28 protein-coding genes are annotated in these 20,338 nt (G+C 56.2%); 12 read left to right on the top strand and 16 right to left on the bottom strand.

Going from position 1 to position 20,338, the window contains the following annotated elements; translation table 11 throughout:
• Nucleotides 1-107: 107 nt before the first annotated feature.
• Nucleotides 108-575, bottom strand: a complete 468-nt coding sequence (locus EGY08_RS29950; RefSeq protein ID WP_112164990.1) for a winged helix-turn-helix transcriptional regulator — start codon at nt 573-575, stop codon at nt 108-110.
• Nucleotides 576-636: 61 nt separating this feature from the next.
• Between EGY08_RS29950 and EGY08_RS29945 the strand changes: the two genes are divergently transcribed.
• The gene (locus EGY08_RS29945) at nt 637-873 is read left to right on the top strand and encodes a tautomerase family protein (RefSeq protein WP_004120210.1); all 237 of its coding nucleotides are present in this window, start codon (nt 637-639) and stop codon (nt 871-873) included.
• 113 nt (nt 874-986) lie between these two features.
• On the opposite strand, the gene EGY08_RS29940 is transcribed toward EGY08_RS29945, so the two are convergent.
• Together EGY08_RS29940 and EGY08_RS29935 are read right to left on the bottom strand one after the other, a co-directional pair.
• Nucleotides 987-1,655: a class I SAM-dependent methyltransferase gene (locus EGY08_RS29940; RefSeq protein WP_004120206.1), complete on the bottom strand. Its 669-nt coding sequence runs from the start codon at nt 1,653-1,655 to the stop codon at nt 987-989.
• Between the two features lie 74 nt (nt 1,656-1,729).
• Nucleotides 1,730-2,617, bottom strand: coding sequence for a LysR family transcriptional regulator (locus EGY08_RS29935; RefSeq protein WP_004120203.1), 888 nt, complete (start codon nt 2,615-2,617; stop codon nt 1,730-1,732).
• Between the two features lie 96 nt (nt 2,618-2,713).
• Here EGY08_RS29935 and EGY08_RS29930 point away from each other — a divergent pair, with 96 nt between their 5' ends.
• From EGY08_RS29930 to EGY08_RS29905, 6 genes are all read left to right on the top strand, one after another.
• Nucleotides 2,714-3,769, top strand: coding sequence for an SDR family oxidoreductase (locus tag EGY08_RS29930; protein ID WP_123829351.1), 1,056 nt, complete (start codon nt 2,714-2,716; stop codon nt 3,767-3,769).
• 198 nt (nt 3,770-3,967) lie between these two features.
• Nucleotides 3,968-4,774 (top strand): MipA/OmpV family protein, encoded by an 807-nt coding sequence (locus tag EGY08_RS29925; RefSeq protein ID WP_112164986.1) that lies wholly within the window; start codon nt 3,968-3,970, stop codon nt 4,772-4,774.
• A gap of 9 nt (nt 4,775-4,783) precedes the next feature.
• Nucleotides 4,784-5,887: a serine hydrolase domain-containing protein gene (locus EGY08_RS29920; RefSeq protein WP_123829350.1), complete on the top strand. Its 1,104-nt coding sequence runs from the start codon at nt 4,784-4,786 to the stop codon at nt 5,885-5,887.
• On the top strand, nt 5,884-6,228 hold the full coding sequence (locus EGY08_RS29915) for a hypothetical protein (RefSeq protein ID WP_004120199.1): 345 nt from the start codon (nt 5,884-5,886) through the stop codon (nt 6,226-6,228). Before EGY08_RS29920 ends, EGY08_RS29915 begins: the two co-directional genes overlap by 4 nt.
• Before the next feature lie 27 nt (nt 6,229-6,255).
• Nucleotides 6,256-6,789 (top strand): DUF2975 domain-containing protein, encoded by a 534-nt coding sequence (locus EGY08_RS29910; RefSeq protein ID WP_004120198.1) that lies wholly within the window; start codon nt 6,256-6,258, stop codon nt 6,787-6,789.
• A 2-nt stretch (nt 6,790-6,791) separates the two neighbouring features.
• Nucleotides 6,792-6,998 (top strand): helix-turn-helix domain-containing protein, encoded by a 207-nt coding sequence (locus EGY08_RS29905; RefSeq protein ID WP_004120193.1) that lies wholly within the window; start codon nt 6,792-6,794, stop codon nt 6,996-6,998.
• Here the strand turns inward: EGY08_RS29905 and EGY08_RS29900 are convergent.
• Genes EGY08_RS29900 through EGY08_RS29870 form a run of 7 tightly spaced genes read right to left on the bottom strand, consistent with a single transcriptional unit; the run spans nt 6,995 to nt 12,299 of the window.
• On the bottom strand, nt 6,995-7,750 hold the full coding sequence (locus EGY08_RS29900; protein WP_004120189.1) for a GntR family transcriptional regulator: 756 nt from the start codon (nt 7,748-7,750) through the stop codon (nt 6,995-6,997). The two genes, EGY08_RS29905 and EGY08_RS29900, sit on opposite strands and share 4 nt — an antisense overlap.
• Nucleotides 7,751-7,764: 14 nt before the next feature.
• Nucleotides 7,765-8,505, bottom strand: a complete 741-nt coding sequence (locus tag EGY08_RS29895; protein ID WP_049115241.1) for a sugar isomerase domain-containing protein — start codon at nt 8,503-8,505, stop codon at nt 7,765-7,767.
• Between the two features lie 16 nt (nt 8,506-8,521).
• The gene (locus EGY08_RS29890) at nt 8,522-9,832 is read right to left on the bottom strand and encodes a PTS ascorbate transporter subunit IIC (RefSeq protein WP_004120183.1); all 1,311 of its coding nucleotides are present in this window, start codon (nt 9,830-9,832) and stop codon (nt 8,522-8,524) included.
• Nucleotides 9,829-10,116, bottom strand: a complete 288-nt coding sequence (locus tag EGY08_RS29885) for a PTS sugar transporter subunit IIB (protein WP_004120180.1) — start codon at nt 10,114-10,116, stop codon at nt 9,829-9,831. The genes EGY08_RS29890 and EGY08_RS29885 overlap by 4 nt, the downstream gene beginning before the upstream one ends.
• Before the next feature lie 25 nt (nt 10,117-10,141).
• Nucleotides 10,142-10,585 (bottom strand): PTS sugar transporter subunit IIA, encoded by a 444-nt coding sequence (locus EGY08_RS29880; RefSeq protein WP_049115240.1) that lies wholly within the window; start codon nt 10,583-10,585, stop codon nt 10,142-10,144.
• The gene (locus EGY08_RS29875; RefSeq protein ID WP_004120173.1) at nt 10,578-11,318 is read right to left on the bottom strand and encodes a creatininase family protein; all 741 of its coding nucleotides are present in this window, start codon (nt 11,316-11,318) and stop codon (nt 10,578-10,580) included. Before EGY08_RS29875 ends, EGY08_RS29880 begins: the two co-directional genes overlap by 8 nt.
• Before the next feature lie 9 nt (nt 11,319-11,327).
• Nucleotides 11,328-12,299: a phosphotriesterase family protein gene (locus EGY08_RS29870; RefSeq protein WP_004120170.1), complete on the bottom strand. Its 972-nt coding sequence runs from the start codon at nt 12,297-12,299 to the stop codon at nt 11,328-11,330.
• A 360-nt stretch (nt 12,300-12,659) separates the two neighbouring features.
• Here EGY08_RS29870 and EGY08_RS29865 point away from each other — a divergent pair, with 360 nt between their 5' ends.
• Nucleotides 12,660-12,908: a hypothetical protein gene (locus EGY08_RS29865; RefSeq protein WP_004120166.1), complete on the top strand. Its 249-nt coding sequence runs from the start codon at nt 12,660-12,662 to the stop codon at nt 12,906-12,908.
• A 36-nt stretch (nt 12,909-12,944) separates the two neighbouring features.
• Here the strand turns inward: EGY08_RS29865 and EGY08_RS29860 are convergent, their stop codons facing one another.
• Entirely contained in the window at nt 12,945-13,838 is an 894-nt protein-coding gene (locus EGY08_RS29860) for an oxidoreductase (protein ID WP_004120163.1), read from the bottom strand.
• Between the two features lie 146 nt (nt 13,839-13,984).
• On the opposite strand from EGY08_RS29860, the gene EGY08_RS29855 reads away from it, so the two are divergent.
• Nucleotides 13,985-14,209: a YdcH family protein gene (locus tag EGY08_RS29855; RefSeq protein WP_004120160.1), complete on the top strand. Its 225-nt coding sequence runs from the start codon at nt 13,985-13,987 to the stop codon at nt 14,207-14,209.
• A 44-nt stretch (nt 14,210-14,253) separates the two neighbouring features.
• Here the strand turns inward: EGY08_RS29855 and EGY08_RS29850 are convergent, their stop codons facing one another.
• The 5 genes from EGY08_RS29850 to EGY08_RS29830 form a co-directional block, all read right to left on the bottom strand.
• Nucleotides 14,254-15,090, bottom strand: coding sequence for an alpha/beta fold hydrolase (locus EGY08_RS29850; RefSeq protein ID WP_004120157.1), 837 nt, complete (start codon nt 15,088-15,090; stop codon nt 14,254-14,256).
• 301 nt (nt 15,091-15,391) lie between these two features.
• On the bottom strand, nt 15,392-15,826 hold the full coding sequence (locus EGY08_RS29845) for a cyclophilin-like fold protein (protein WP_049115236.1): 435 nt from the start codon (nt 15,824-15,826) through the stop codon (nt 15,392-15,394).
• Nucleotides 15,827-15,830: 4 nt separating this feature from the next.
• On the bottom strand, nt 15,831-16,631 hold the full coding sequence (locus EGY08_RS29840; RefSeq protein ID WP_123829349.1) for a carboxymuconolactone decarboxylase family protein: 801 nt from the start codon (nt 16,629-16,631) through the stop codon (nt 15,831-15,833).
• Between the two features lie 21 nt (nt 16,632-16,652).
• Nucleotides 16,653-17,249 (bottom strand): NAD(P)H-dependent oxidoreductase, encoded by a 597-nt coding sequence (locus EGY08_RS29835; RefSeq protein ID WP_004120149.1) that lies wholly within the window; start codon nt 17,247-17,249, stop codon nt 16,653-16,655.
• A 98-nt stretch (nt 17,250-17,347) separates the two neighbouring features.
• A complete protein-coding gene (locus tag EGY08_RS29830; RefSeq protein WP_004120145.1) occupies nt 17,348-18,256 on the bottom strand; it encodes a LysR family transcriptional regulator in 909 nt (302 codons plus the stop codon).
• Between the two features lie 207 nt (nt 18,257-18,463).
• Between EGY08_RS29830 and EGY08_RS29825 the strand changes: the two genes are divergently transcribed.
• The 3 genes from EGY08_RS29825 to EGY08_RS29815 all read left to right on the top strand — a co-directional run bounded on the left by EGY08_RS29825 (nt 18,464) and on the right by EGY08_RS29815 (nt 20,162).
• Nucleotides 18,464-19,045, top strand: a complete 582-nt coding sequence (locus EGY08_RS29825; protein ID WP_123829348.1) for a dienelactone hydrolase family protein — start codon at nt 18,464-18,466, stop codon at nt 19,043-19,045.
• A gap of 17 nt (nt 19,046-19,062) precedes the next feature.
• Entirely contained in the window at nt 19,063-19,635 is a 573-nt protein-coding gene (locus EGY08_RS29820; RefSeq protein WP_123829347.1) for a DUF1349 domain-containing protein, read from the top strand.
• Nucleotides 19,636-19,769: 134 nt separating this feature from the next.
• Complete coding sequence (locus EGY08_RS29815; RefSeq protein ID WP_004120137.1) at nt 19,770-20,162, top strand: VOC family protein; 393 nt, start codon at nt 19,770-19,772, stop codon at nt 20,160-20,162.
• Nucleotides 20,163-20,338: the final 176 nt, after the last annotated feature.

The raw sequence follows: 20,338 nt of genomic DNA, 5'->3' as shown, positions 1-20,338 counted from the left end.
GTACCGTAACGTTTTATATATGTTTCGTATATTACGCCACCGCGATCAAGCTGACAACGTTTGCCGTCAGAAAGCAGAAAACGGGGTTGCGGTTTTTATCACCTGCGCTAAGGCTGGTTAACGTTCACAGCCACTATCTGGATGTTCCGAGGTTCAACAACGGTGCCTTTCGTCGTCACAAATGCATTGTGGACGACGTCCCCGCTCTCTTTATCCATCAGCGCAATATGAGGTTCATCATGCAGGATATTTTTATGCCCCCACGCCATCAGGGAAAACAGGATCGGCGCCAGGCTGCGGCTTTTTGGCGTAAGGATGTACTCATAACGTTCGCGCGCCCCTTCTTCCTGATAGGGCGTTTTGCTCAGTAAACCCAGTTCCGTCATTTTCTTTAACCGGTTTGCCAGCGTCTGTTTTGGCATTTTTGTATGCGAGCGGATCGTTTCAAAGCGGGTCACGCCGTATAAAGCCTCTCTTAAAATCAATAAAACCCATTGATCTCCCAGGATTTCCGCTGCCGCAGAAAGTCCGCAAAGCTCCGGTAACAGGTACGGAACTGAATTATTTTTTGACATGTTCGTTTTCGCTCTCTAACCTGAGTATGAATTTTAGACCTAGATTACTAAGGAGAATACAATGCCCTTCGTCAATGTACAAACCATTAAAGGAATGATGAATCCGGAGCAAAAAAAAGAGCTCTTACGCCGCATGACCGATCTGATTGTCGAAATTGAAGGGAAAGGCGATCCCGAATTCCGTCGTTCAGTCTGGGTTCGCATTGATGAGCATGAGCCGGAACAGTGGAGTCTGGGCGGCATGCAGCCCACGGCTGAAGCGATCGCGGCAAAATTTTCATCGCCTAAGGCGTCATAACCTGATGGCGTTTTAACGCGTCATCCCTGCGGGAAATTGCGGACAACTTTTATGTCCGCTTTTACGCCGCCCGACGCACGCTCAAAAACGGCCATAAACCGACGCTCCGGGGCTTATTTTACGGAACACACCACGGTCGCATGATCCCACCATGGGTTCTCATTGACGTTCACCTCAAGCACATCAAAATGTTCATTGCGGATCTCGTCCAGCAGAGCCTGGAGCGGCCGCAGCGTACGCCAGGGTTGACCCTCTTTGAGCAAATGATGGCGAACGGGATCATAAGCGGCCATGTCTTCGGGGTGACGCGGAGTTCCGCACATGGAACCGATGACAAACCGTCCTCCCGGCCTGAGCAATCTTCTGACTTCCGCAAAGCAAAGATGCCGGGCTTCGTCAATCAGGCAATGCGTACAGCTGCCATCGATAATGAGCTCAAAGGTCGCATCCTGGCACTGATGAATATGGCAGACATCCCCGACAAAAAATTGAGCCGCGAGCCCCGCTTGCTGAAAACGATTTTCTGCCCAGCGGATCGCGGTTGCAGACAAATCTATCCCCCACACGGAATAGCCTCGTTCAGCAAAATACTGCGCTGCCATAGCGCCATTCCCGCACCCCAGTTCAAGGACTGGCGTTCCTGCCTGGGGAAAGTACTGCTGTAAATCAAGCCAGCTAAACACCCGCTCCTGTTGTGTCTTGGCCCTTAAATAACCCTCGCCAGCCCAGGCGATGGCGCCATTTTCCAGCAGCTGCCGATACTTTTTTTCATAGGGATTCATCGTAAAGACGCCTTTTTTTAGCCACAACGCACGCCACTCTACTCTCTATCGCGCAAGAAGAGATCCCCCCGTTTTTAGCGACTCCCCGTTACCTTGGGCAGTAATTGCTCAATCACGCTGATGATGCTTCTGACCCGCTGCGGAATAAAGCGGGCGTCAGGGTAAACCGCATAGAGGAAGCGATCGGGTAATCGCCAGGCGGGTAACACCGGCACCAGCCTCGCGGATTGCAAAGCGTTGGCTGCGAGGGGCAACTGCATGCCACCAATGCCAATACCGGACTCCAGCGCCTGCAACAGCGCTTCGCTGGTGTTAGCCCGAAACACGGTATTGACTTTCACATCGACCGTTTTATCACCCGAGACCAGCCGCAGCGGCGCGTCCTGCGCGATGCCGCTGAAACGTACGTGCGGATGGGCAGCCAGTTCGCTCACGCAATGCAGTTCTTTAAAACCCGGGGCGGCAAATAGCGCGGTTTCAATACGCGCCAGCACGCGCGCCGCATGCCCTTGAGGCGGTTCACTGCTTAACCGCAGCGCGACATCCACCCCTTCCGTAACCAGATCGGCAATACGGTCATCAAGCGAAAGCGTCAGATGCAGCCCGGGGGTCATTTTCTGCAGCGCCAGCAGATGCGGCAAAAAGATCTGTCCCAGACCGCTCGGTAGCTGCACATGTACCCTGCCTTGCCGCTGACTATCGCTGGGGTTTAAGCGCCTTTCAGCGTCGCGCATCGCTTCCAGCAAAAGCTGCATATCGCGCCGGTAGCTTTCCCCCTGCTCGGTCAACGCCATCGCCCGCGTCGTTCGATGCAGCAAGACCACCCCGAGCTCCTCCTCCAGCGCCGCGATCTGCTGGCTGACTGCGGATTGTTTCATCCCGCACTGGCGGGCCGCCGCCGAAAAAGAACCCGCTTCGACGACGCGCAGGAAGGTGGCAATGGCGTTGAGCTTATTATTCATTTAATGATTCTTCTTATAAGTACCATCGATTTTATGGGGTATTCGTGAAATAAATAATATATCACACTGCCTCCGTCCCCCATCTGGAGAAGCAACGTGAATAAGAAACCGCAACCCAGGATCGCGCTGGTCGCCGGCGCCAGCGGCATTGTAGGCAGACAGCTGGTCAAAACGCTGTTGCGCCATCGGTGGGAGGTTATTGGCCTCAGCCGCCATGCATCGCCCCACCCGGATAACATTCCCGTCATCAACGTCGATTTACTCGATGCGCGGCACAGCGCGCAGAAACTGCAATCGCTCAACGGGATCACCCACATTTTTTACAGCGCATGGGTGAACGCCGCGAACTGGACGGAAATGGTTGAGCCGAACGTCGCCATGCTGCGCCATCTGGTCAGTAACATTGAGAAAACCTCACCGCTGCGGACGGTAAGCCTGATGCAGGGATACAAAGTCTATGGCGCGCATCTTGGTCCGTTCAAAACCCCGGCGCGAGAAAGCGATCCCGGCGTACCCGGGGCCGAATTTAATGCCGCTCAGCTCACATGGCTCAGCCAGTTCCAGCGCGGAAAAACGTGGCGCTGGAATGCGCTCAGGCCTGGCGTGGTCGGCAGTACGATGCCCGGCAATGCCATGAATCTCGCGCTGAGCATCGCGCTCTACGCCTCGCTGTGTCGGGCGCAGAATTTACCGCTGCGCTTCCCCGGTTCGGAACAAACCTGGCACAGTATCGTCGATCATACTGATGGCGGATTGCTGGCGGATGCCACGCTGTGGGCCGCCACCTCGCCGCAGGCGGAAAATCAGGCGTTCAACGTCAATAACGGCGATCTCTGGCGCTGGTGCGAGCTGTGGCCGCGCATCGCCGACTGGTTTGAACTGCCCTCCGCGCCGCCGGTCAGGCTCTCCTTTCATCAGCTGTTTGTTGATTACCGCGCGCAGTGGCGCGAACTGGCCAGGCAGGATCTGGTAGAGGCGGATATTTTACGGCTCAACGACGGTACGTTTGCCGATTTCGTCTTTAGCTGGAACTACGACATGTTTGGCGATGGCAGCAAACTACGCCGGGCGGGCTTCACGGAAATGCAGGCCACCGACGACATGTTTTTCCGCCTGTTCGCTCAGCTGAGAGCCGCACGCCTTATCCCCTGAAACAGCATGCTTTAACCGTCAGCCATCGTCGCGCGAGCAATCTACGATTCAGTTTTTCGTCCCTTCCTCGCGCTTCGACCGCTGACTTACCCCCCGCTTACGATTAATCATAAAACGATAAAAGTTTATTGTAAAACAATAAACACCAGGATAATCTGCGCGCACTTTCACCGACACAATTGCCAGGAGAGGCAAGTCATGGACAGAAGAATGCTGCGCGGGGGTTTACTCGCAGGGGTGCTGTTGTGCACACGGGCGATGTCAGCCGAGATCTCCGGATTTGCCGGGCTGGGAGCGTCGGTTGCGCCACTCTATTCGGGATCCAGCCGCTACGCCCCCGGACCGCTGCTGACGGCTGGAGTGACATGGCGGAGTCAGGACTTTGGTACGTTTGCGCTCACCAGCAATGACTTCAACTGGGATCCGGCGCCGAATTCCCCCTTTTCCATGAGCCTGCAGGTGACCAGCGACGGCGGGCGCAAAGAGACCATTAACTCCCCTTTTTCCGCCAGGAAAAATCATGACCTACGTGGAATGGGCGATCTTCCTGCCACCGTAATGGCCGGAGTGCGACTGCGCTACCGGCAGGACGGCTGGTCCGCGTGGGCCAACGCTCTAACCGCAACGCAAAAACGGCATTACGGCGGTGAAGCGCTCGGCAACCCTGTAACCGCTTCAAGTGGGGCTGAAATGACCCTGTTGCGCTGGCGTGACGGCGCGCTCGCGGTCGGTGGTGATATCACCTGGGCCAGTCGCGGGTATCTACAGGGGCACTATGGCATCAGCGCGCGTCAGGCAGCACAAACCGGGTTTCCTCCCTATTCACCCTCTGCCGGATGGCAAAACGGCGGCGTTTATAGCGAACTCACCTGGCATCTGACCGACCTTCTCTCTGCCGGTTTTAACGGCCGCGTCGAGTACTTATTTAGCGAGCCGGGTAGAAGCCCGCTGGTGCGCAGTCGGGTCCAGTACACCCTGTCTTCACTGCTGTTATATTCATTTTAAGGAGAAAATATGATCGGGTATCGTTATCGCAGAGACCGGCAAATTCTGTGTTCAGCCCTGGCCTTTATCGCCATGATTGCGACAGGCATTTACTTGCAACCCGGTTTCCGCCCATTGACCGCGGAGGTTTCCGGGGACAAAGCGCTGGTTGCCTTTTTAACGCCGCTGCTTAAAGGCGCGCACGGTCACGTCGCCGCCGCGCTCATCACCCCAGATGGCGTTCGCTATGGCCTCTGGGGCGCTGATTACGCCAGGCAATATGAGATTGGCAGCCTGACCAAAACCATGACCGCCAGCCTGCTGATCGATGCCATCCAGCGCGGAGAAGTCACGCCAACGACGCGGGTCGGCGAGCTGGTGCCGGAACTTGTCGGTCCGGCGAGGGACATCACCCTCGAGGAGCTGGTATCGCATCGATCCGGTTTGCCGCCGTTCGCCGCTTCGCTTAAGCAAAAAATCGCCATGCTGACCGCCATCGTTAGGCGAGAAAATCCGTGGCGCTACGACCGTGAGGACCTGCCGAAAATGATTAATCTGGCGCGGATACCGACGGTTAAAATTTTCGATTATTCCAATTCGGGGTTTGCACTGCTGGGGTTGGCGCTGGAACGCGCCTCGCACCGGCCCTTCGCACAATTGCTGGAACAGCGCCTCTTTGCGCCGATCGCGATGAGTCATTCACTCGTGGCGCAAGAGACGACGCCGCCGGATGCAGCGTTTGCTCCGGGCTGGTCAGCTTCCGGTTTACGCGAAGCACCGTGGATTTCAAACGCTTTCTCGCCCGCGGCCGGGGTACGTTCCACCATTGCCGATATGACGAAATACGCCCAGGCGCTTTTGGCGGGAAAACTGGCCGGAAGCCAGGGCATGACGCCGCGGTTTGCGACCGACGATCCCGACTCACGGGTAGGCTATTCATGGTTCACCACCCAAATCAAGGGGCGGGATATCATCTGGCACGACGGTCAGTCAGCGGGCTATGCCGCCGTCATGGTCTTCGACCCCGAGCGTAAAATCGCCGTCGTAATCCTCTCGGATACCGCCTGGTCTGTAATTGCGCCAGCCATCAAACTCCTGCTCTCCACGCCATCCGCCGTTAAGGAAAACCAATGAACTGGATTAATATGCTGTGGGCGATATTGACGCTACTGTCAGTGGTGGTCTTTATTTCCGGAAGCGGGTTCGCGCAGCGCAAAATACGCTTTATTAATTATGTTCTCTTTACGTTCATCGTTATTTATATTGCCGAGTCATTACAAACGATCGATAACCTCAGCAAGCCAGGCTATCTGATGCGGATGTTGACCTGGACAATACAGGCGTCGTTTATCGCCATCAGTCTGTTCGATGTCTGGCAGCGTCCGTGGTTTCACGTCCCGACCCGCCGGGCGGCCGGTCTGCACGTTGTCTTATCTCTGATACTTATGTCATGCTTAGGCGTGCTGTTTCTGTAATCGCGCCATTGTTCAGGAAGGTTAAAGGTGAAAAACACTCGCAACAAACTTAGTCTGTTCTTACTGGCTGGAATATTACGGCTATTTTTTATTCTGGCCCTTATTACGCCTGCGTGGATCTATTTTACCGGCGAATCGTATTTCCTCGCGAATATGCTGCAATTTGCCGAGGTTCCGCTCGGTAATGAAAGCGGTCTGACGGCACCAACTTTTAAACTGCTGGCGCTGCTGGTGCTTCTCTATTTACCCGCAGGGTTGTTCGCGTGGGCAATCTGGCAGGGGATCCGCGTCACTCAATACGTCAGAAAGCGCACCATTCTGAGCCTCGACCTGGCGCTGAGGGTACGCAAAATAGCGCTGGCGATGCTGGGGATGGGGATCCTGCTGCCGCTGTTTCGCTTCCTGGTGCCGCTGGTTTTTTACTGGCCGCACCCCTACACCCAGATCGTTCTTTTGCTGAGCGATTTTGTTCTGCTGCTGACGGGCGGCTTGTTATTTGTGACGTTTCACTCCATGCTCGAAGGGATCAGAGCGGAAAATGAGAATAAGGAGTTCATCTGACTATGGCGGTAGTGGTTAACCTGGACAAATTGCTGGTGGAGAGAAAAATGACGTCCAGAGCGCTGGCGGCCTACGTAGGAATTACCGAGCAGAACCTGTCTTTGCTCAAATCCGGAAAGGTGAAAGGCATCCGCTTCGATACGCTGGCAAAAATCTGCCAGGCGCTGGAGTGCCAGCCAGGCGATATTCTCGCCTGGGAGGCGGATTAACGTCCTTTTTCGATCGTGCAGGTCCACTGCGGGCTCATACTGCTCTGGCTGGTGGCGATTTGCAGCGACAGGCTGGCGTCAAGGGTATGCGTGACGCTGTATTCAAGCACCACATCATCCAGATCGCGGGCCACCCGTTCAATTCGAAACAGCGGCACACCCGGTTTAATATTTAACAATCCTGCCGTGCGGCTATCGCAGCACACCGGCGTATAGCGCTCCGTGGCGTTGGCCGGTGAGTAACCGAACGTTTCCCGCAGCTGCTTATACAGCGATCGGCTGCCGTCCACGTGGCTAAGATCGTTATAGATACGGCCATTGAGCCACGTCAGCACATGGCCAACCGGCCGATCTCCCTGCACTAACAACCGTTCCAGGCGCATCAGCTGGCAGCCTAAATCCAGCCCCATTTGCTCCGCCACCTGGCGGTCGGCCATGGTCGAAATCAGCGACAGAACTTCCACGGCTATCTCGCCCGGCGGGGCAAAGGTCGTCAGTACATCCGGGAGGTCGGTGTAGTATTTCTGCAGCGCATCGCGGTTGATAAACGTCCCTTTACCCTGCTCGCGGTACACCATGCCAATACTGGCCAGCGAATCTATCGCCTGTTTAATGGTGCCGCGCGCCACCTTAAACTCCCCGGCGAGCAGCAGTTCGCCCGGGAGCTTATCGTCATAGGTAAAAGAGAGGATCCGCTGCAGGATAACGTCTTTTATCCTTAAATAGAGAGGGAGTCCATCCGACTCAAACATACTTGTGCTCCAACTCAGAGGTAGTGTATCTGGCTCCTGTAAGCGCTAAGTATATCCTGATTTATCGCCTGATTACCGTCTATGTTTGCGCTGGCGAGAATGGGCGGTATATGCTCATTTTCCAGCATGATTTCGCATATCCGTAATACCAGGCTGTTGGCGATGGCAGCGCCCATGATGGTAGAGAGCGGTGCGGCTTTTTGCGCCATCCCCGGCAGGCTCACCGCCGCATCGCCATACTCGCAGTGGTTATCAATGGTGATATCGGCCACATCCACCAGCAGTTTGCCGCTGGAGTGGCGAGAGGTCACGCGCGCCGCCGTCGCCAGACTGGTAATCGCGATAACCTTTGCGCCGCAGGCTTTCGCCGCCAGCGCGACGTCAATGGTAATGGCATTCCGCCCGGAAACCGAGTGGATCAGCAGCGTATCTTCAGCCCTTAGCGGCGACTGCTCCACCAGTACCCGGCCGAGGTTTTCCACATTTTCCACCGCGCTGGTGAGGGTTAACGGCCTGACGTTAAGCATTAGCGCAGGGGTAAAAAGCGGATTGATGATGGCCAGACCGCCCGCGCGATAGCTCATCTCCTCCGCCAGAATCCCGGCGTGGCTGGCGCCAAAGACGAAGATGTTGCGCTGCCCCATAATGCTGTGGGACATGATTTCCGCCGCCCGGGTGAGTTCATCGGGGCGCTGCTCAAGAAAAGCCAGCTTCTGGCGGATCTGACTGTAGTACTGTTTCAGTGCCTGACTCATAGACTTCCTCCCGATATCAGAACGCCAGCAGGCGGGTTAAAAGATGAATGACCGGCGCGAGGACAAACATATCGCTGTCGCCTGCCCATAGCGCGGTATCCGGGATCGTATGGTCGATAAAGCCGGTGACGCAGAAATACTGCCCCCAGGCGACCACGGTGGAGGTGATAAACCCCGCCAGCAGCGCGCCTTTATAGCCTCCGGTAATATTGCCGAAGACCCCCGCCGTCCCGGCGTGAAAGAAAATCACGATCATGCTGGGAATAAAGACGTAGCCGGTATAGCGGCCGATCAGGGTCAGCCACAGCAGCGAGCCGACAAAAGCGCCGACAAACCCCAGCACCACCGCGTTTGGCGCAAAGTTAAACAGTATCGGGCAATCCAGCGCCGGTTTTGCGCCGGGGACCAGCCGCGAGCCGATGCCGTTAAACGCCGGCACCATTTCGCCAATAAACATCCGTACGCCAAGCAGCACCACGGCGATGCCGCCGGTAAACATCAGCGATTGTTTGAGGGCATAAATGTAGAAACTCAGGTCGCCCGATTGCGCCAGGATCTCCGCCGCTTTCGGCGTGCCTTTTATCTGCAGAATAAAGGTGCCAATAAAGAACAACAGCGCCATGGTTAACGCGGTCACCACGTTGGAATCGCGCAGAAAACCAAGTTTTTTAGGAACTTTAATATCCTCGGAGCTGATTTTGTTGCGGGCAAATATCTGGCCGAAAATCGCCCCCAGCAGCGCGACCGAGGCGGAAGTATGCCCCAGCGCCACGTTGTCGTTACCGGTGATTTTCCGCACCCAGGGCTGAACCAGCGCGGGCTGTAGGGTCCAGTAGAGCCCCATAATCACCGTTAGCATCAGCGTCAGCTGCACCGCTGAAATAGCGGGCTCGGTGTTCACCATCACCCCGGCAAAGATCATCGTCGTCCAGAACATCATATGTCCTGTCAGGTAGATGTATTTAAAGCGCGTCAGCCGGGCCAGCAGCAAATTAATGGCGAATCCGCCGGCAATGGCGATGGTCACGCTGCTGCCGTAGCGTTCGCTGAAGCGCGCCTGGCCAATAATATTGGTCAGGTTCATCGAGCTAAGCCCGAAGACTTCGGTCCAGATCGGTTGAAATATCAGCAGCGCGGAGACGATAATCCCGGCCCCCGCGCCGATGATCAGAAAGCCCAGAATGCCCTTCAGTGTGCCGGACACAATGTCCGCCAGCGATTTCTTTTGCAGCACCAGGCCCAGCAGCACAATCAGGCCAATTAAGATCGACGCTTCACCAAATATATTGATGGTGATCCAGCGTAGCACGCCAAGAAACTCGCTCATGACGGCTCTCCCGCGGGCAGAATGTTCGCCTGGGTCAGCGCCGCAGTAATTTCGGCGTTATCGATATAGTTGTTCACCACCACCACCGGACAGGACAGATGCTTAAGGTTATCTATCAGTTCCGCGTTGGTTATCACTACATCGGCGTTGGCCGACGCGGCGGAAGAGACATCCATATGTTCCACGGAGGCCTGAATCCCGTGCTGTTTTAACACCGCCTCAACGTTCATTTTTAAAATCAGGCTGGAGCCCATACCTAAACCACAGACTGTCAGAATTTTCATCGCTATTCACTCCGTGTTAATCACGCTACAAACGCTGCGAGCCGCTGGCTAGCAACTGATAAAGTTGTTCTGGGTCGCGAGAATGCATCAGGGTATGCAGGTTATTTTCATCGCTGAGTACGGTCACGATATGCTGGATAAGGTGGATATGCGCATCGCTGCTGGTTGCCGACAACCCCAGCACCACCTGTACCGGATCGTTTTCCGCATGACCAAACGCCAGCGGTTCGTGCAGCCTGATCGCGCTGATCTGCGCTTTCCTCGCCCCCTGCTCCGGGCGGGCATGCGGCAACGCCAGTCCGGGGGCAATGACAAAATAGGGGCCCAGCTCGCGGTAGCTATCGACCATTGCCTGGACGTACTGCGGGCTGCAGGCTCCCGCGCGACACAGCGCCTCCCCCGCCTCGCGGATGGCCTCTTCCGGGCAGTTGGCCGCACAGTCGACGTTTATTGCCTGACGATCAATCATAAGAGGCTCCTTGCGCTAAATGCTGGCGGATGGAAACCAGCGTGGTTTCCAGCGCACGCTGGACAAACGCGCGCCCTTTATCTTCACTGGCGGCAGTCGGATCGCCCAGCACCGCATAATCAGAGAACGCGGTCCAGGGTATCGGCTGATAGCGAAAATTCTGCGGAAAATCAGGATAGTGTTGGCGAGCTTCTGTCATGTTTACGAATTCCGGCGCCAGCGCCAGCATCAATGAAGTCTCGATTTCGTCGGCATGCATATAGCCGGGATAAGCCACCGCCGAGGTTTGCCGCTTTTTTACCTCCTCATCCATCCCCGCCCAGCTGTAGCCAAGCAGCGTGATGCCCTGCTCCTTAAGCTGGCGGGAAGCGGCTTTAATGGCGTCGAAATTACCGTAATGCGCGTTAATCACCGCCGTGGTGGTGATACCGTAGCTGGCCATGTTTTCCGCCAGCGACACCAGCAGCGAGGTCAGCCGTCCATTACCGATATCAATCGCGCCCGCGTGACCGCGCAGGGACCAGACCTGGCTGTAGGAAACAACCGGCAGGCTCAGGGCGCACTCGCCCAACTGTTCATCAATCAGTGCGCAGAATCGCTCGGCGAGCAGGTTATCGGTGTCCAGCGGCAGGTGGTCGCCGTGCGGTTCGACGGCGCCGAGCGGCAATAAGGCTATCCGCGCCTTTTGTAGCGCCCGCCGGGCCTCGCGTTCGTTTAAATGATGCAGCTTCATCACGCCTCCTCAGGCAAAAGCGAGGTAACGAGCCGGGTTGTCGACGAAGAAATCGTGCAGCAGCGCTTCGCCGTCAAATCCAGCTTCCCGCGCCTCTTCAAGGAATCTTGGTCGCCAGTCGCTAAGGATAAACTTCAGCCCTAGTCCCCCCTTGCCGTAGTGGGCGCTCATTGATTTACGGGCAAAATCACCGCCGATTAAGATCTGTTTTTGATAACCCCGCTGGCACAGGGCCAGGATGGCCTGGGTGCGGATATGCTCAGGGTGATATTTGATGCGGCTGATACCGTCGAAAGAGAGAAACGCCCCGGTGTTGGCGATCTGACGGTGCAGCCATGGATCAGGGTTGCGATCCATATGGGCAAAACATAAGCGGGATAAATCCAGCCCCCATTTTTTGAAGATCCGCGCCTGCTCGAGTCCCATCGTCCCCATTTCCGTATGGCTGTGCATCGGCGCGCCGGTGCGCTGCTGGGCGCGAACGATAACCTCCATGGTTTTTTCTTCCAGCGGGGAAATGGCGTTATAGCCGGTGCCGCATTTCACCACGCCGGCCCGATGTTCGGTGCCCTCTATCCCCTCAGTGACCTCGCGACAGACGTGTTCAACCAGTTCATCAACCTCTGAATGTTCAATCCATTCGGCAAAAGTCTGCGCTGAGCCCGGCCGCTTGCTGCTCCAGAGAAAACCTTTGTTGAAACCGGCGGTGGCGATGATATGCAGCTGCTGGCGCTGCGCCATGGCGGCGACGGCTGCAGCCTGACGACCATAGTCCGGCGCGGTGGCGTCATAGATGGCGCTGCCTCCCGCCTCACGAAAGTCGCTTAATTCACGCTCTGATGCCTGCGGATCGTCGAGTAACAGATCGTCATCCTGACGCTCGGCCCAATAGGGCGGAATACAGTAGATATGGTCGTGGCTGTAGGTGACGCCCAGCTGATGAGCGGAAATATCCCCGTTTAACGTTCGAATGATGCCCATGTTACTTGCTCCCAGGAACGGATAAGAAGGTGCTTTCAACATAGGCCCACCCCACTTGACCAGTCAAGTGATCAAGTTCGCATCAATCATATTAAATTCTTATCTGTGAGGCAGGTCGACATTAACATTTATGTGACGTTGTCACATAAATAGATTCGGGCTAAAAAAACCGTTACTCATGGAAAAACATACGTATTCCGGTTGAGGTAATTAAATTTATGTTACTTAAATTCAATGGGATACACACTCACAAAGCCAATGCATTCCTGACTAATAATCCATGGCTTTGATTAAAATGTTTAATTGAATGAATCGACAAAAAGAGTATTGTTAAAAACAATGATGAGCGGAGATAAATAAATGTTACGAGATTTTTTGAAGGTAGAAAAAGAGGATCGTCTGGTGGAACAGCAGGACGCTAGTAGCGGTAAAGCGAATTCAACCGATGTCACCGAGTGGATTATTGTAAATAAAAATGGTGATAAAAAAGGCCGGGTGGCGTTATTCAATCAATTTACCACCCGTCGTTCCTATTGCGTGAATTACCGCATCACCCAGTTTGATAATAGCGGCAAAGTGGTTGTCGACCGGCTGGCGGAATCAATCTGATCCCGGGAATCGTTATCACGCCTGTGTTCCGCGCCTTTAGCCCGGCCCGTCGCTGGCGGCGGCCAGCAGCGGCACAATCACATCGCTGAGCGGCGTGGGAATATGGTAAATACGACCATACCGCTGCACGACTCCGTTGCGAATATCCCACTCTAGCGGCAGCCCGGCCTCGCGGTCGGTGAGGATTGAGGTACTTAAGTCCGGAGGCGCGCGATGGAAACCAGCGAGAATTTCCTGCACTACGCCATCGTCCAGGCTGGCGCCTGCGGCGCGCGCCACCGTCAGTCCTTCCTGCAGATAGGCTAAAGCCAGCGCCGTGATATCATCGCGGGCAAACATCCCTGCCCGCCTCCCCGTCAGCACCATCAGACCAGCGACCGCATTCTGCAGCAGTTTGCGCCACGCAACGGAGAGGAAATCAGCGCTGACGTCCACTTCACAGCGGGTGTCCCGTAGCGCATGCTTCACCCGTTCAGCCCCCTGAACATCGGGCAGCGTCAGCCGCGGTTTCGCCCGCAGCCAGACTGACGCTTCCGGTTCACGCTGTGCCGGGAACCAGACGACCGATGGCAGCACGGTCGCTTCCGCGACGTAAGGCGCGAACTGCGTCTTTTGTTCAACGCCGTTCTGGAGCACGCATACAACCGTGCGATCGTGGCAGAGCGCTTTCAGCCACGGCGCAATCGCCGCAATTTGCGTTGCTTTTACCGCCACAAAGACCAGGTCTACCGGCGCGGCGACCGATGCTGGTTCCGTCACGACGGGGCCCGGCACCACAATCTTCCCGCCATCGAAACGCAGCGACAGCTGCGGGTGCGCACGGCGGCCGCATACCAGAGGCGTACGGCCTACCTCGTGCAGCGCAGCGGCGATGGTGGTACCAATTGCGCCCGGGCCTATCAGCGCAATGGTAGGTTCTTCAACTGTCATCTATGCCTCCAGGCCGCTTCCGGCCCCTAAGATTTCATGGGTACGTAACATAAACGCGACTTCGTTCGCATTACCATTTTTTTCATATGGGTAATCTGAATGTGTGTGTCAGCGTACACACTTATCACCATCAACAAGGAAGGTACATGTTTCCAGAATACAGAGAGCTAATTTCTCGATTGAAAACCACGCACCCGCGCTTTCAGTCGCTATTCGAAAAACATAATGCACTCGATCACGACATTTCCCGCATAGAAGGCGTCGACGGTAAAGGATACAGTCTCGAGCTCGTACATATGAAGAAAGAAAAACTTCTGTTGAAGGATGAAATGCTGAAAATCCTCCAGCATGAAAGCCTGAATCAGGTCTGATATGTGTGCAAGGCCGCCGGGTGGCGGCCTTTTTTATCCCGCAGCTACGCGCGGATAAACGCCAGCAGATCGGCGTTAATGACATCGGCGTGCGAGGTATGCATACCGTGCGGAAAGCCGGGGTAAATTTTTAGCTGGCTGTTCGGCAGCAGCTTATCCTGCAGTATGGCGGCGTTTTGATAAGGCACAACCTGATCGTCATCGCCCTGCAGCACCAGTACCGGCAGCGTAATGGCTTTTAAATCCTCGGTCTGGTCGGTTTCAGAAAACGCCTTAATTCCATCATAATGCGCCTTCGCGCTGCCGGTCATGCCCTGCCGCCACCAGTTCTGAATAGTGCCCTGGGACACCTCCGCGCCATCGCGGTTAAAGCCATAGAACGGCCCGGACGCCACGTCGAGATAAAACTGCGAGCGGTTGGCGGCCAGCGCTTTGCGAAAACCATCAAATACCTCGATTGGCGTACCGCCAGGATTGCTCTCCGTTTTTACCATCAGCGGCGGAACCGCGCTGATAAGCACTGCTTTAGCCACTCGTCCCTGCGGCTGACCATACTGCGCAACGTAGCGCGCGACCTGCCCGCCGCCGGTGGAATGCCCGATATGCACGGCATTATGCAGATCCAGATGCTCCGCCACCGCTGACGCATCGGCGGCATAATGGTCCATATCATGACCTTCACTGACCTGATCGGAACGACCGTGACCGCGTCGGTCAATCGCAATCACCCGGAAGCCTTCTGCCAGGAAAAACAGCATCTGGTTATCCCAATCATCGGCGCTTAAGGGCCAGCCATGATGAAATACGATTGGCTGCGCCTCCTTCGGGCCCCAGTCTTTAAAGAAGATATTGACGCCGTCTTTGGTTGTCACAAATGCCATGTTACAAACTCCTCTATAGAGAAAACAAGGCTGCGGGCCTGACGCCTGCAGTTGGTCGGGGGTAAAGGCTGGATGTTCTGTCCGGTGACGATAGTGTCTCGTTAGGTTTGAAAATGACCTGGCTGGAAAAGTGTAGATGATTTTCGCCGATACGGGAGGCCGGTTGACAGATAATCCTCAGCGGACAGCAATAGCTGCGGCAGAATGGGATATCGCGACGCAATGAAGCTGTCCATATCCTGGACAGCTTCATTCATCATACTGAAGTGAAATAACGATCGGTTTAATTTACGCGCTGCGCCTACTCAGCAGACCGGCGGATAGTCACCATCGCAGCGCCCGGCTGGTCAAGCGATTTAAGCCCCTCGACCACCCGGCCAAGCTTTACCAGCCCCGGCGAGTGGCGAAAATCCTCGCGAAAAATGGCCAGATTGCCCCACGGCGCGTAATAAGCGATGTCGCCGCGCCGTGGGGTCATTGAAGCACCAGAATCCGCACGGCGCAGTTTCGTCGGCAGCCAGGCGATCTTTTCCGTTGAACCATAATCCTCAAGCTTCACCGTCATCGGCAGCTGCGCCAGGAACGCATTAGCCGCAGCGCTCTCATCCAGCAAGCCGACGACCGTGACGCCTTTAAATACAAACTCAATCTTCACCGCGTTCTCCCTGCCGGCGGCGGATGCCGCGCCCGTCATCATGATCAAAATGGATAGCACCGCACCGAGCGTTTTCAGCATCCGCTCACCCTACCAGGCCGCGAGCGCGCAGGACTTCACTGACCACCGCTACTGCTGAAAAGGCGTTTGGCCAGCCGGCGTAGAAAGCGGCATGCGCAACGACCTCTCCCGCCTCTTCCGCGGTGAGGCCGTTATCCATCGCCCGGTTAAGGTGGTAGCCAATTTGCGCGCTTTGCCCGGCGGCAATCAGCGCGCTGACCGTCACCAGGCTGCGGTCGCGCGGCTTCAGCCCCGGTCGCTGCCACAGGTCAAGAAACAGCGGTTGCGTCGTAAACTTCACCAGTCCAGGGGAAATCGCGCCGAAGTTCTGTTCTACGGTTGTTGAACGCTGGTTTTCCACCGCCTGATTAAGAGGGAGTAGCTCCGGGGAGGCAGCAGCCAACTGCTCGCGTCCAATACCGCGCGCAAGAAAAATATCTTTCATCACCGCAACGGCGGACATCGCGCTGGGCCAGCCGGAATAAAAAGCCAGATGAGTGACGATCTCAGAGATTTCAGCCGCTGTGACCCCGTTATTCAGGGCAACATCAACGTAATGTTTTAGCTCCGCGGGCTGGTGACGGGCGATAAGGATCGCGACGGTCACGATGCTGCGATCGCGGCGCGAGAGTTCGTTTCGCGCCCAAAGATCCTCTGTCAACACCTCGCTACCGAAACGGGCAAGCGCCGGCGCGACGGATTGAACATCTTCAACGGACAACAGGGTTGGGCTAAATGGCGCCATTTTTTTACCTCTTTTTTCTTCAGCCAGGGCGGGAGCGCCCAGCATCAACGACATGGCGGCAGCGGCAATAAAAGCTTTCACGATAAATTCCTCATCGGCATATTAATTCGTCAGCCTTTCCACCAGCTGGCGCTGGTACTCAGGAAGCCGGCTGCGGCTGGCATTCTCAAAAGCCAGCGGGGGAAGCCAGGTCATGCCCGCGTGCAACGCGCTGGCCTTCATCGGCGTAAAGACGTCGGCCAGGCTAACGCCGATCCGCCCGGACTCGCCGTAGGTGGATTCGCCTCCCGCGGCCGTCGTGACGATCATCATCTCTTTGCCCTGCCATATTCCCGGCCCTACGCTGCCCCAGGTATCGTTCAGCCAGGCCTTCATCATCGGCGTGATGTTGAACCAGTGGGTCGGGAAAATAAAAACGACGCGCGCGTGTTCCCGCATAAGCCGTCGCTCTTCATCGGCATTGATGTTTCGGCTGTCAAAGCCGTAAAGCGCTTCGAGATTGCGTACGGTCACGCCGGGCACGCTTCGCGCAGCGTCCTCCAGACCGTTGGTCATGACCGATTGGCCAGGATAAGGATGAGAGACAATAACCAGCGTGTGAGCCTCTGCGGCACGGCTGGCAGGGGTAAAGCTAAACAGAAACGCGGTGACGGCCAAAAGCCAGAACAGACCGGGAATACAGCGGTAAGAATAGTTCATCAAACTCTCCTTCTCTTTTGCCACAGGGTAAGGCGCGGAATAAGAAGGAGCCAGCCCTCGCTATCGAATGGGGCTGTGAGTTATTTTCATCAATCGGGCTACAGACCCAGCGGTTTCATTTCCCGCACAAGGGAGATTAACAGGCGCAGCCCGGTGGGCACCTGATGACGGCTGGAGTAATAGATATAGAATCCCGGTCCGTATGAGGCCCAGTCAGTCAGCACCAGACGCAGGCGCCCTGCGCTGACGTGCTCTGCTATCAGCGGTTCTGGCAAGTACATCAGGCCGAACCCCTGCAGAATGGCCACCACGCCCGTCTCCGCCAGATCGACCGTTAACAGCGGCGGCACTTTGACGGTGAGCTGCTCTTCGCCACGCTCAAACTCCCATTTATAAATCCGGTTATTTCCCAGACGATTGCTGACGCAGCGGTGCTGGTGAAGATCGTTGGGATGCAGGGGCTCGCCAAAGCGGGCAAGATATTCCGGGGATGCCGCGACCACCCAGCGTACATCGGCGGACAGACGCTGCGCCACCATATCTTCCGGCACGGTTCCGCCATAGCGGATCCCTGCGTCAAACCGCGCTTCCGTCACGTCAACAATGCGGTTGCTGGCCACGATATCCAGCTCAATATCGGGGTAACGTTCAGCAAAAACAGGCAGGATCGGGGCCAGCAGCAGCGTGGCCGCCTCAACGGCGACGTTGAGACGAATATGACCCGCCGGCGAATCGCGGAAGGGGTTGAGCTGTTCAATCGCGACATCGATTGAAGCGAGCGGCTCGCTTACCGCGTTGACCAGGCTTTCGCCGGCCGCCGTCAGAGAAACGCTTTTGGTCGTGCGGTTCAGCAGACGCACGCCCAGTCGCGCCTCAAATCCCTTGATAGCGTGGCTCAGCGTCGATGCGCTCACCCCAAGTTCAACGGCAGCTTTACTAAAATTCTGATGGCGTGCGATGGCGCAAAAATAGATAAGGTCGGCCATATCGGCACGGTTCAAATTCATACGGCCTCGCTAACGTGGTAAAAGATAAGCTAAAAAAACGGTACCTTAATGTGATGCCGCATCGCGGCGATCGTCCGCGAAGGAAAATCACAGACCAGGATGCACGAGTAACCTGCCGGGCAGGTAGGTTTATACTACAGGCTTCAGCCCTGATAAACTGTCCATCCGACCGGAGATAAACCCAATTTATCCGCCAGAGGCGCATTTATGTTACCTGATTGCGATAAAGCCATCGTCCTGCTGCATGAAATCTACGGCATCAATGCGCATATTCAGCGAACCGCCGCGACCTGGCGCAGCCGCGGCTTCGATACGTACACGCCAGCGCTTTTTTCTCACTCTGCGCCGTTCGCCTATGAGCAGCAGGAGCAGGCCTGGCGCCACTTTTCTGATAACGTCGGATTTGATACCGCCGCCATTGTGTCACTGCTGGCCGAGCTTAGAGCGAAATACGGCACGCTAATCCTTATCGGCTACAGCGTGGGCGCCACCTTAGCCTGGCTCGCCGCGAGGAGCGGACTCTGCGACGCCGCGGTATGCCATTATGGATCGCGGATCCGCCTTTACAGCGACGTTGCGCCCCCCTGCCCGACGTTTGTCATCATCGCCCGCGATGAACCGGCATTCGATCCCTGCGTTATGCAAAACGAGCTGGAGAAAAATCCCTCCGTGACCTGCCGGATGTTCAATGCGCAGCACGGCTTTTGCGATGCCGACAGTTCAGCGTGGGATGCGCGCCTTGCGCAGCAGGCTGACGAGGACACGCTGCGGTTTTTAACGCTTATTTAGCAAAGACAGGAGGCCTGATGCATCAGGTATTTCACTGGATTAACGAACCCGCGACATGGTCGGAAGACGAAGGCGTACTCAGCGTAGTCACCGATGCGCAAACCGACTTCTGGCGCGAAACCTGGTACGGATTTGAACGCTTCTCCGGCCATATCTACGCAACGGAGGCCGTAGCGGATTTCACCTTTCAGGTGCGGGTCCGCGCCAACTTCAGCACCCTGTATGACCAGGCGGGGCTCATACTTATGCAGGACGCACAAAGCTGGCTCAAGGCCGGTATAGAGTACAACGACGGCGCGCCCGCTATCGGCAGCGTACTGACACAGGGAAAATCAGACTGGGCGACCGGTGTTTTTCCGGGCGACCCCGGAGAGTTCTGGCTGCGCCTGACCCGTCGGGGGGAAGCGCTGCGCCTGCAGTACTCTACTGATGGCCGTCAGTGGCCGCTGCTGCGGCTGTGTCCCTTTCCCCGCGGAACGGTAAAGATCGGCGTCATGTGCTGCACGCCGCAGCGTAGCGGACTACGGGTTAATTTCCACGATATAGCGCTGCTGCCGCCAAACGAGAAAGATCTGCACGATCTGAGCTGAGTCGCCGCCCCACGCGCAAGGCAAAATCGCGGAATAATCGCGATGAGGGTATGATTTTTAGCTCTCGGGCCTGCATGACCTTCTCCTTGCTGCTAGATTGGCATCGACCTTCAAACCAACAATGAGGAGGAGCCATGTTTTCTTACATCATGCTCGGCACTAACGATCTGCCACGCGCGATTCGTTTTTACGATCCGTTGATGGAGATGCTGGGGCATCCGCAGAGCGGTCGGAGCGATGAAGGCGCATCGTGGGGGACATTCAGCGGAAACCGCACCATCGGGCTGTGCGTTGGCAAACCGTTCAACCAACAGCGAGCGACGACGGGTAACGGCGTGATGGTGGCCCTGAACGCTCGTTCGGTTGAGCATATTCAGCAGTTGCATCAGCTGGCGCTGAATCTCGGGGGAACAGATGAAGGCGCCCCTGGCCACCGCCCGCAGTACGGTGAAGGTTTCCACAGCGCCTATGTCAGAGATCCGGACGGCAATAAGCTGGCGTTTGTGTATTACGCAAACGCAGGCTAAGCCCGCAGACCGGCAAGTAAAGGCAGGGTTAGCGCATGAGCGCATGGCGAAACCCTGCGCGTTGCTGAATATCGCGCCGGGCCCGAGCCGCCAGGTTCCGCCTGTTTCGCCTTCGGCGCTCATCAGTCATTCACGGCGCGCCCACGAGAAAAGCATTTTTCAGCCCGTTGCCGTAC

It is taken from the genome of Klebsiella sp. FDAARGOS_511, from assembly GCF_003812845.1.
Taxonomy (GTDB): domain Bacteria; phylum Pseudomonadota; class Gammaproteobacteria; order Enterobacterales; family Enterobacteriaceae; genus Klebsiella; species Klebsiella grimontii.
Note: the sequence above shows the minus strand (reverse complement) of the source record. Positions and strands in the feature narration are given on the sequence as shown.

Excerpts from the sequence above, each read along its gene's own strand:
- EGY08_RS29820 (WP_123829347.1), top strand. The coding sequence starts at position 19,063 with ATGCATCAGGTATTTCACTGGATTAACGAACCCGCGACATGGTCGGAA.
- EGY08_RS29880 (WP_049115240.1), bottom strand. The coding sequence starts at position 10,585 with ATGATTGATCGTCAGGCAATAAACGTCGACTGTGCGGCCAACTGCCCG.
- EGY08_RS29835 (WP_004120149.1), bottom strand. The coding sequence starts at position 17,249 with ATGAACTATTCTTACCGCTGTATTCCCGGTCTGTTCTGGCTTTTGGCC.
- EGY08_RS29875 (WP_004120173.1), bottom strand. The coding sequence starts at position 11,318 with ATGAAGCTGCATCATTTAAACGAACGCGAGGCCCGGCGGGCGCTACAA.
- EGY08_RS29890 (WP_004120183.1), bottom strand. The coding sequence starts at position 9,832 with ATGAGCGAGTTTCTTGGCGTGCTACGCTGGATCACCATCAATATATTT.
- EGY08_RS29895 (WP_049115241.1), bottom strand. The coding sequence starts at position 8,505 with ATGAGTCAGGCACTGAAACAGTACTACAGTCAGATCCGCCAGAAGCTG.
- EGY08_RS29825 (WP_123829348.1), top strand. The coding sequence starts at position 18,464 with ATGTTACCTGATTGCGATAAAGCCATCGTCCTGCTGCATGAAATCTAC.
- EGY08_RS29845 (WP_049115236.1), bottom strand. The coding sequence starts at position 15,826 with ATGCTGAAAACGCTCGGTGCGGTGCTATCCATTTTGATCATGATGACG.
- EGY08_RS29950 (WP_112164990.1), bottom strand. The coding sequence starts at position 575 with ATGTCAAAAAATAATTCAGTTCCGTACCTGTTACCGGAGCTTTGCGGA.
- EGY08_RS29860 (WP_004120163.1), bottom strand. The coding sequence starts at position 13,838 with ATGACAGTTGAAGAACCTACCATTGCGCTGATAGGCCCGGGCGCAATT.
- EGY08_RS29915 (WP_004120199.1), top strand. The coding sequence starts at position 5,884 with ATGAACTGGATTAATATGCTGTGGGCGATATTGACGCTACTGTCAGTG.
- EGY08_RS29925 (WP_112164986.1), top strand. The coding sequence starts at position 3,968 with ATGGACAGAAGAATGCTGCGCGGGGGTTTACTCGCAGGGGTGCTGTTG.
- EGY08_RS29905 (WP_004120193.1), top strand. The coding sequence starts at position 6,792 with ATGGCGGTAGTGGTTAACCTGGACAAATTGCTGGTGGAGAGAAAAATG.
- EGY08_RS29885 (WP_004120180.1), bottom strand. The coding sequence starts at position 10,116 with ATGAAAATTCTGACAGTCTGTGGTTTAGGTATGGGCTCCAGCCTGATT.
- EGY08_RS29830 (WP_004120145.1), bottom strand. The coding sequence starts at position 18,256 with ATGAATTTGAACCGTGCCGATATGGCCGACCTTATCTATTTTTGCGCC.
- EGY08_RS29870 (WP_004120170.1), bottom strand. The coding sequence starts at position 12,299 with ATGGGCATCATTCGAACGTTAAACGGGGATATTTCCGCTCATCAGCTG.
- EGY08_RS29855 (WP_004120160.1), top strand. The coding sequence starts at position 13,985 with ATGTTTCCAGAATACAGAGAGCTAATTTCTCGATTGAAAACCACGCAC.
- EGY08_RS29815 (WP_004120137.1), top strand. The coding sequence starts at position 19,770 with ATGTTTTCTTACATCATGCTCGGCACTAACGATCTGCCACGCGCGATT.
- EGY08_RS29920 (WP_123829350.1), top strand. The coding sequence starts at position 4,784 with ATGATCGGGTATCGTTATCGCAGAGACCGGCAAATTCTGTGTTCAGCC.
- EGY08_RS29900 (WP_004120189.1), bottom strand. The coding sequence starts at position 7,750 with ATGTTTGAGTCGGATGGACTCCCTCTCTATTTAAGGATAAAAGACGTT.
- EGY08_RS29940 (WP_004120206.1), bottom strand. The coding sequence starts at position 1,655 with ATGAATCCCTATGAAAAAAAGTATCGGCAGCTGCTGGAAAATGGCGCC.
- EGY08_RS29850 (WP_004120157.1), bottom strand. The coding sequence starts at position 15,090 with ATGGCATTTGTGACAACCAAAGACGGCGTCAATATCTTCTTTAAAGAC.
- EGY08_RS29865 (WP_004120166.1), top strand. The coding sequence starts at position 12,660 with ATGTTACGAGATTTTTTGAAGGTAGAAAAAGAGGATCGTCTGGTGGAA.
- EGY08_RS29935 (WP_004120203.1), bottom strand. The coding sequence starts at position 2,617 with ATGAATAATAAGCTCAACGCCATTGCCACCTTCCTGCGCGTCGTCGAA.
- EGY08_RS29945 (WP_004120210.1), top strand. The coding sequence starts at position 637 with ATGCCCTTCGTCAATGTACAAACCATTAAAGGAATGATGAATCCGGAG.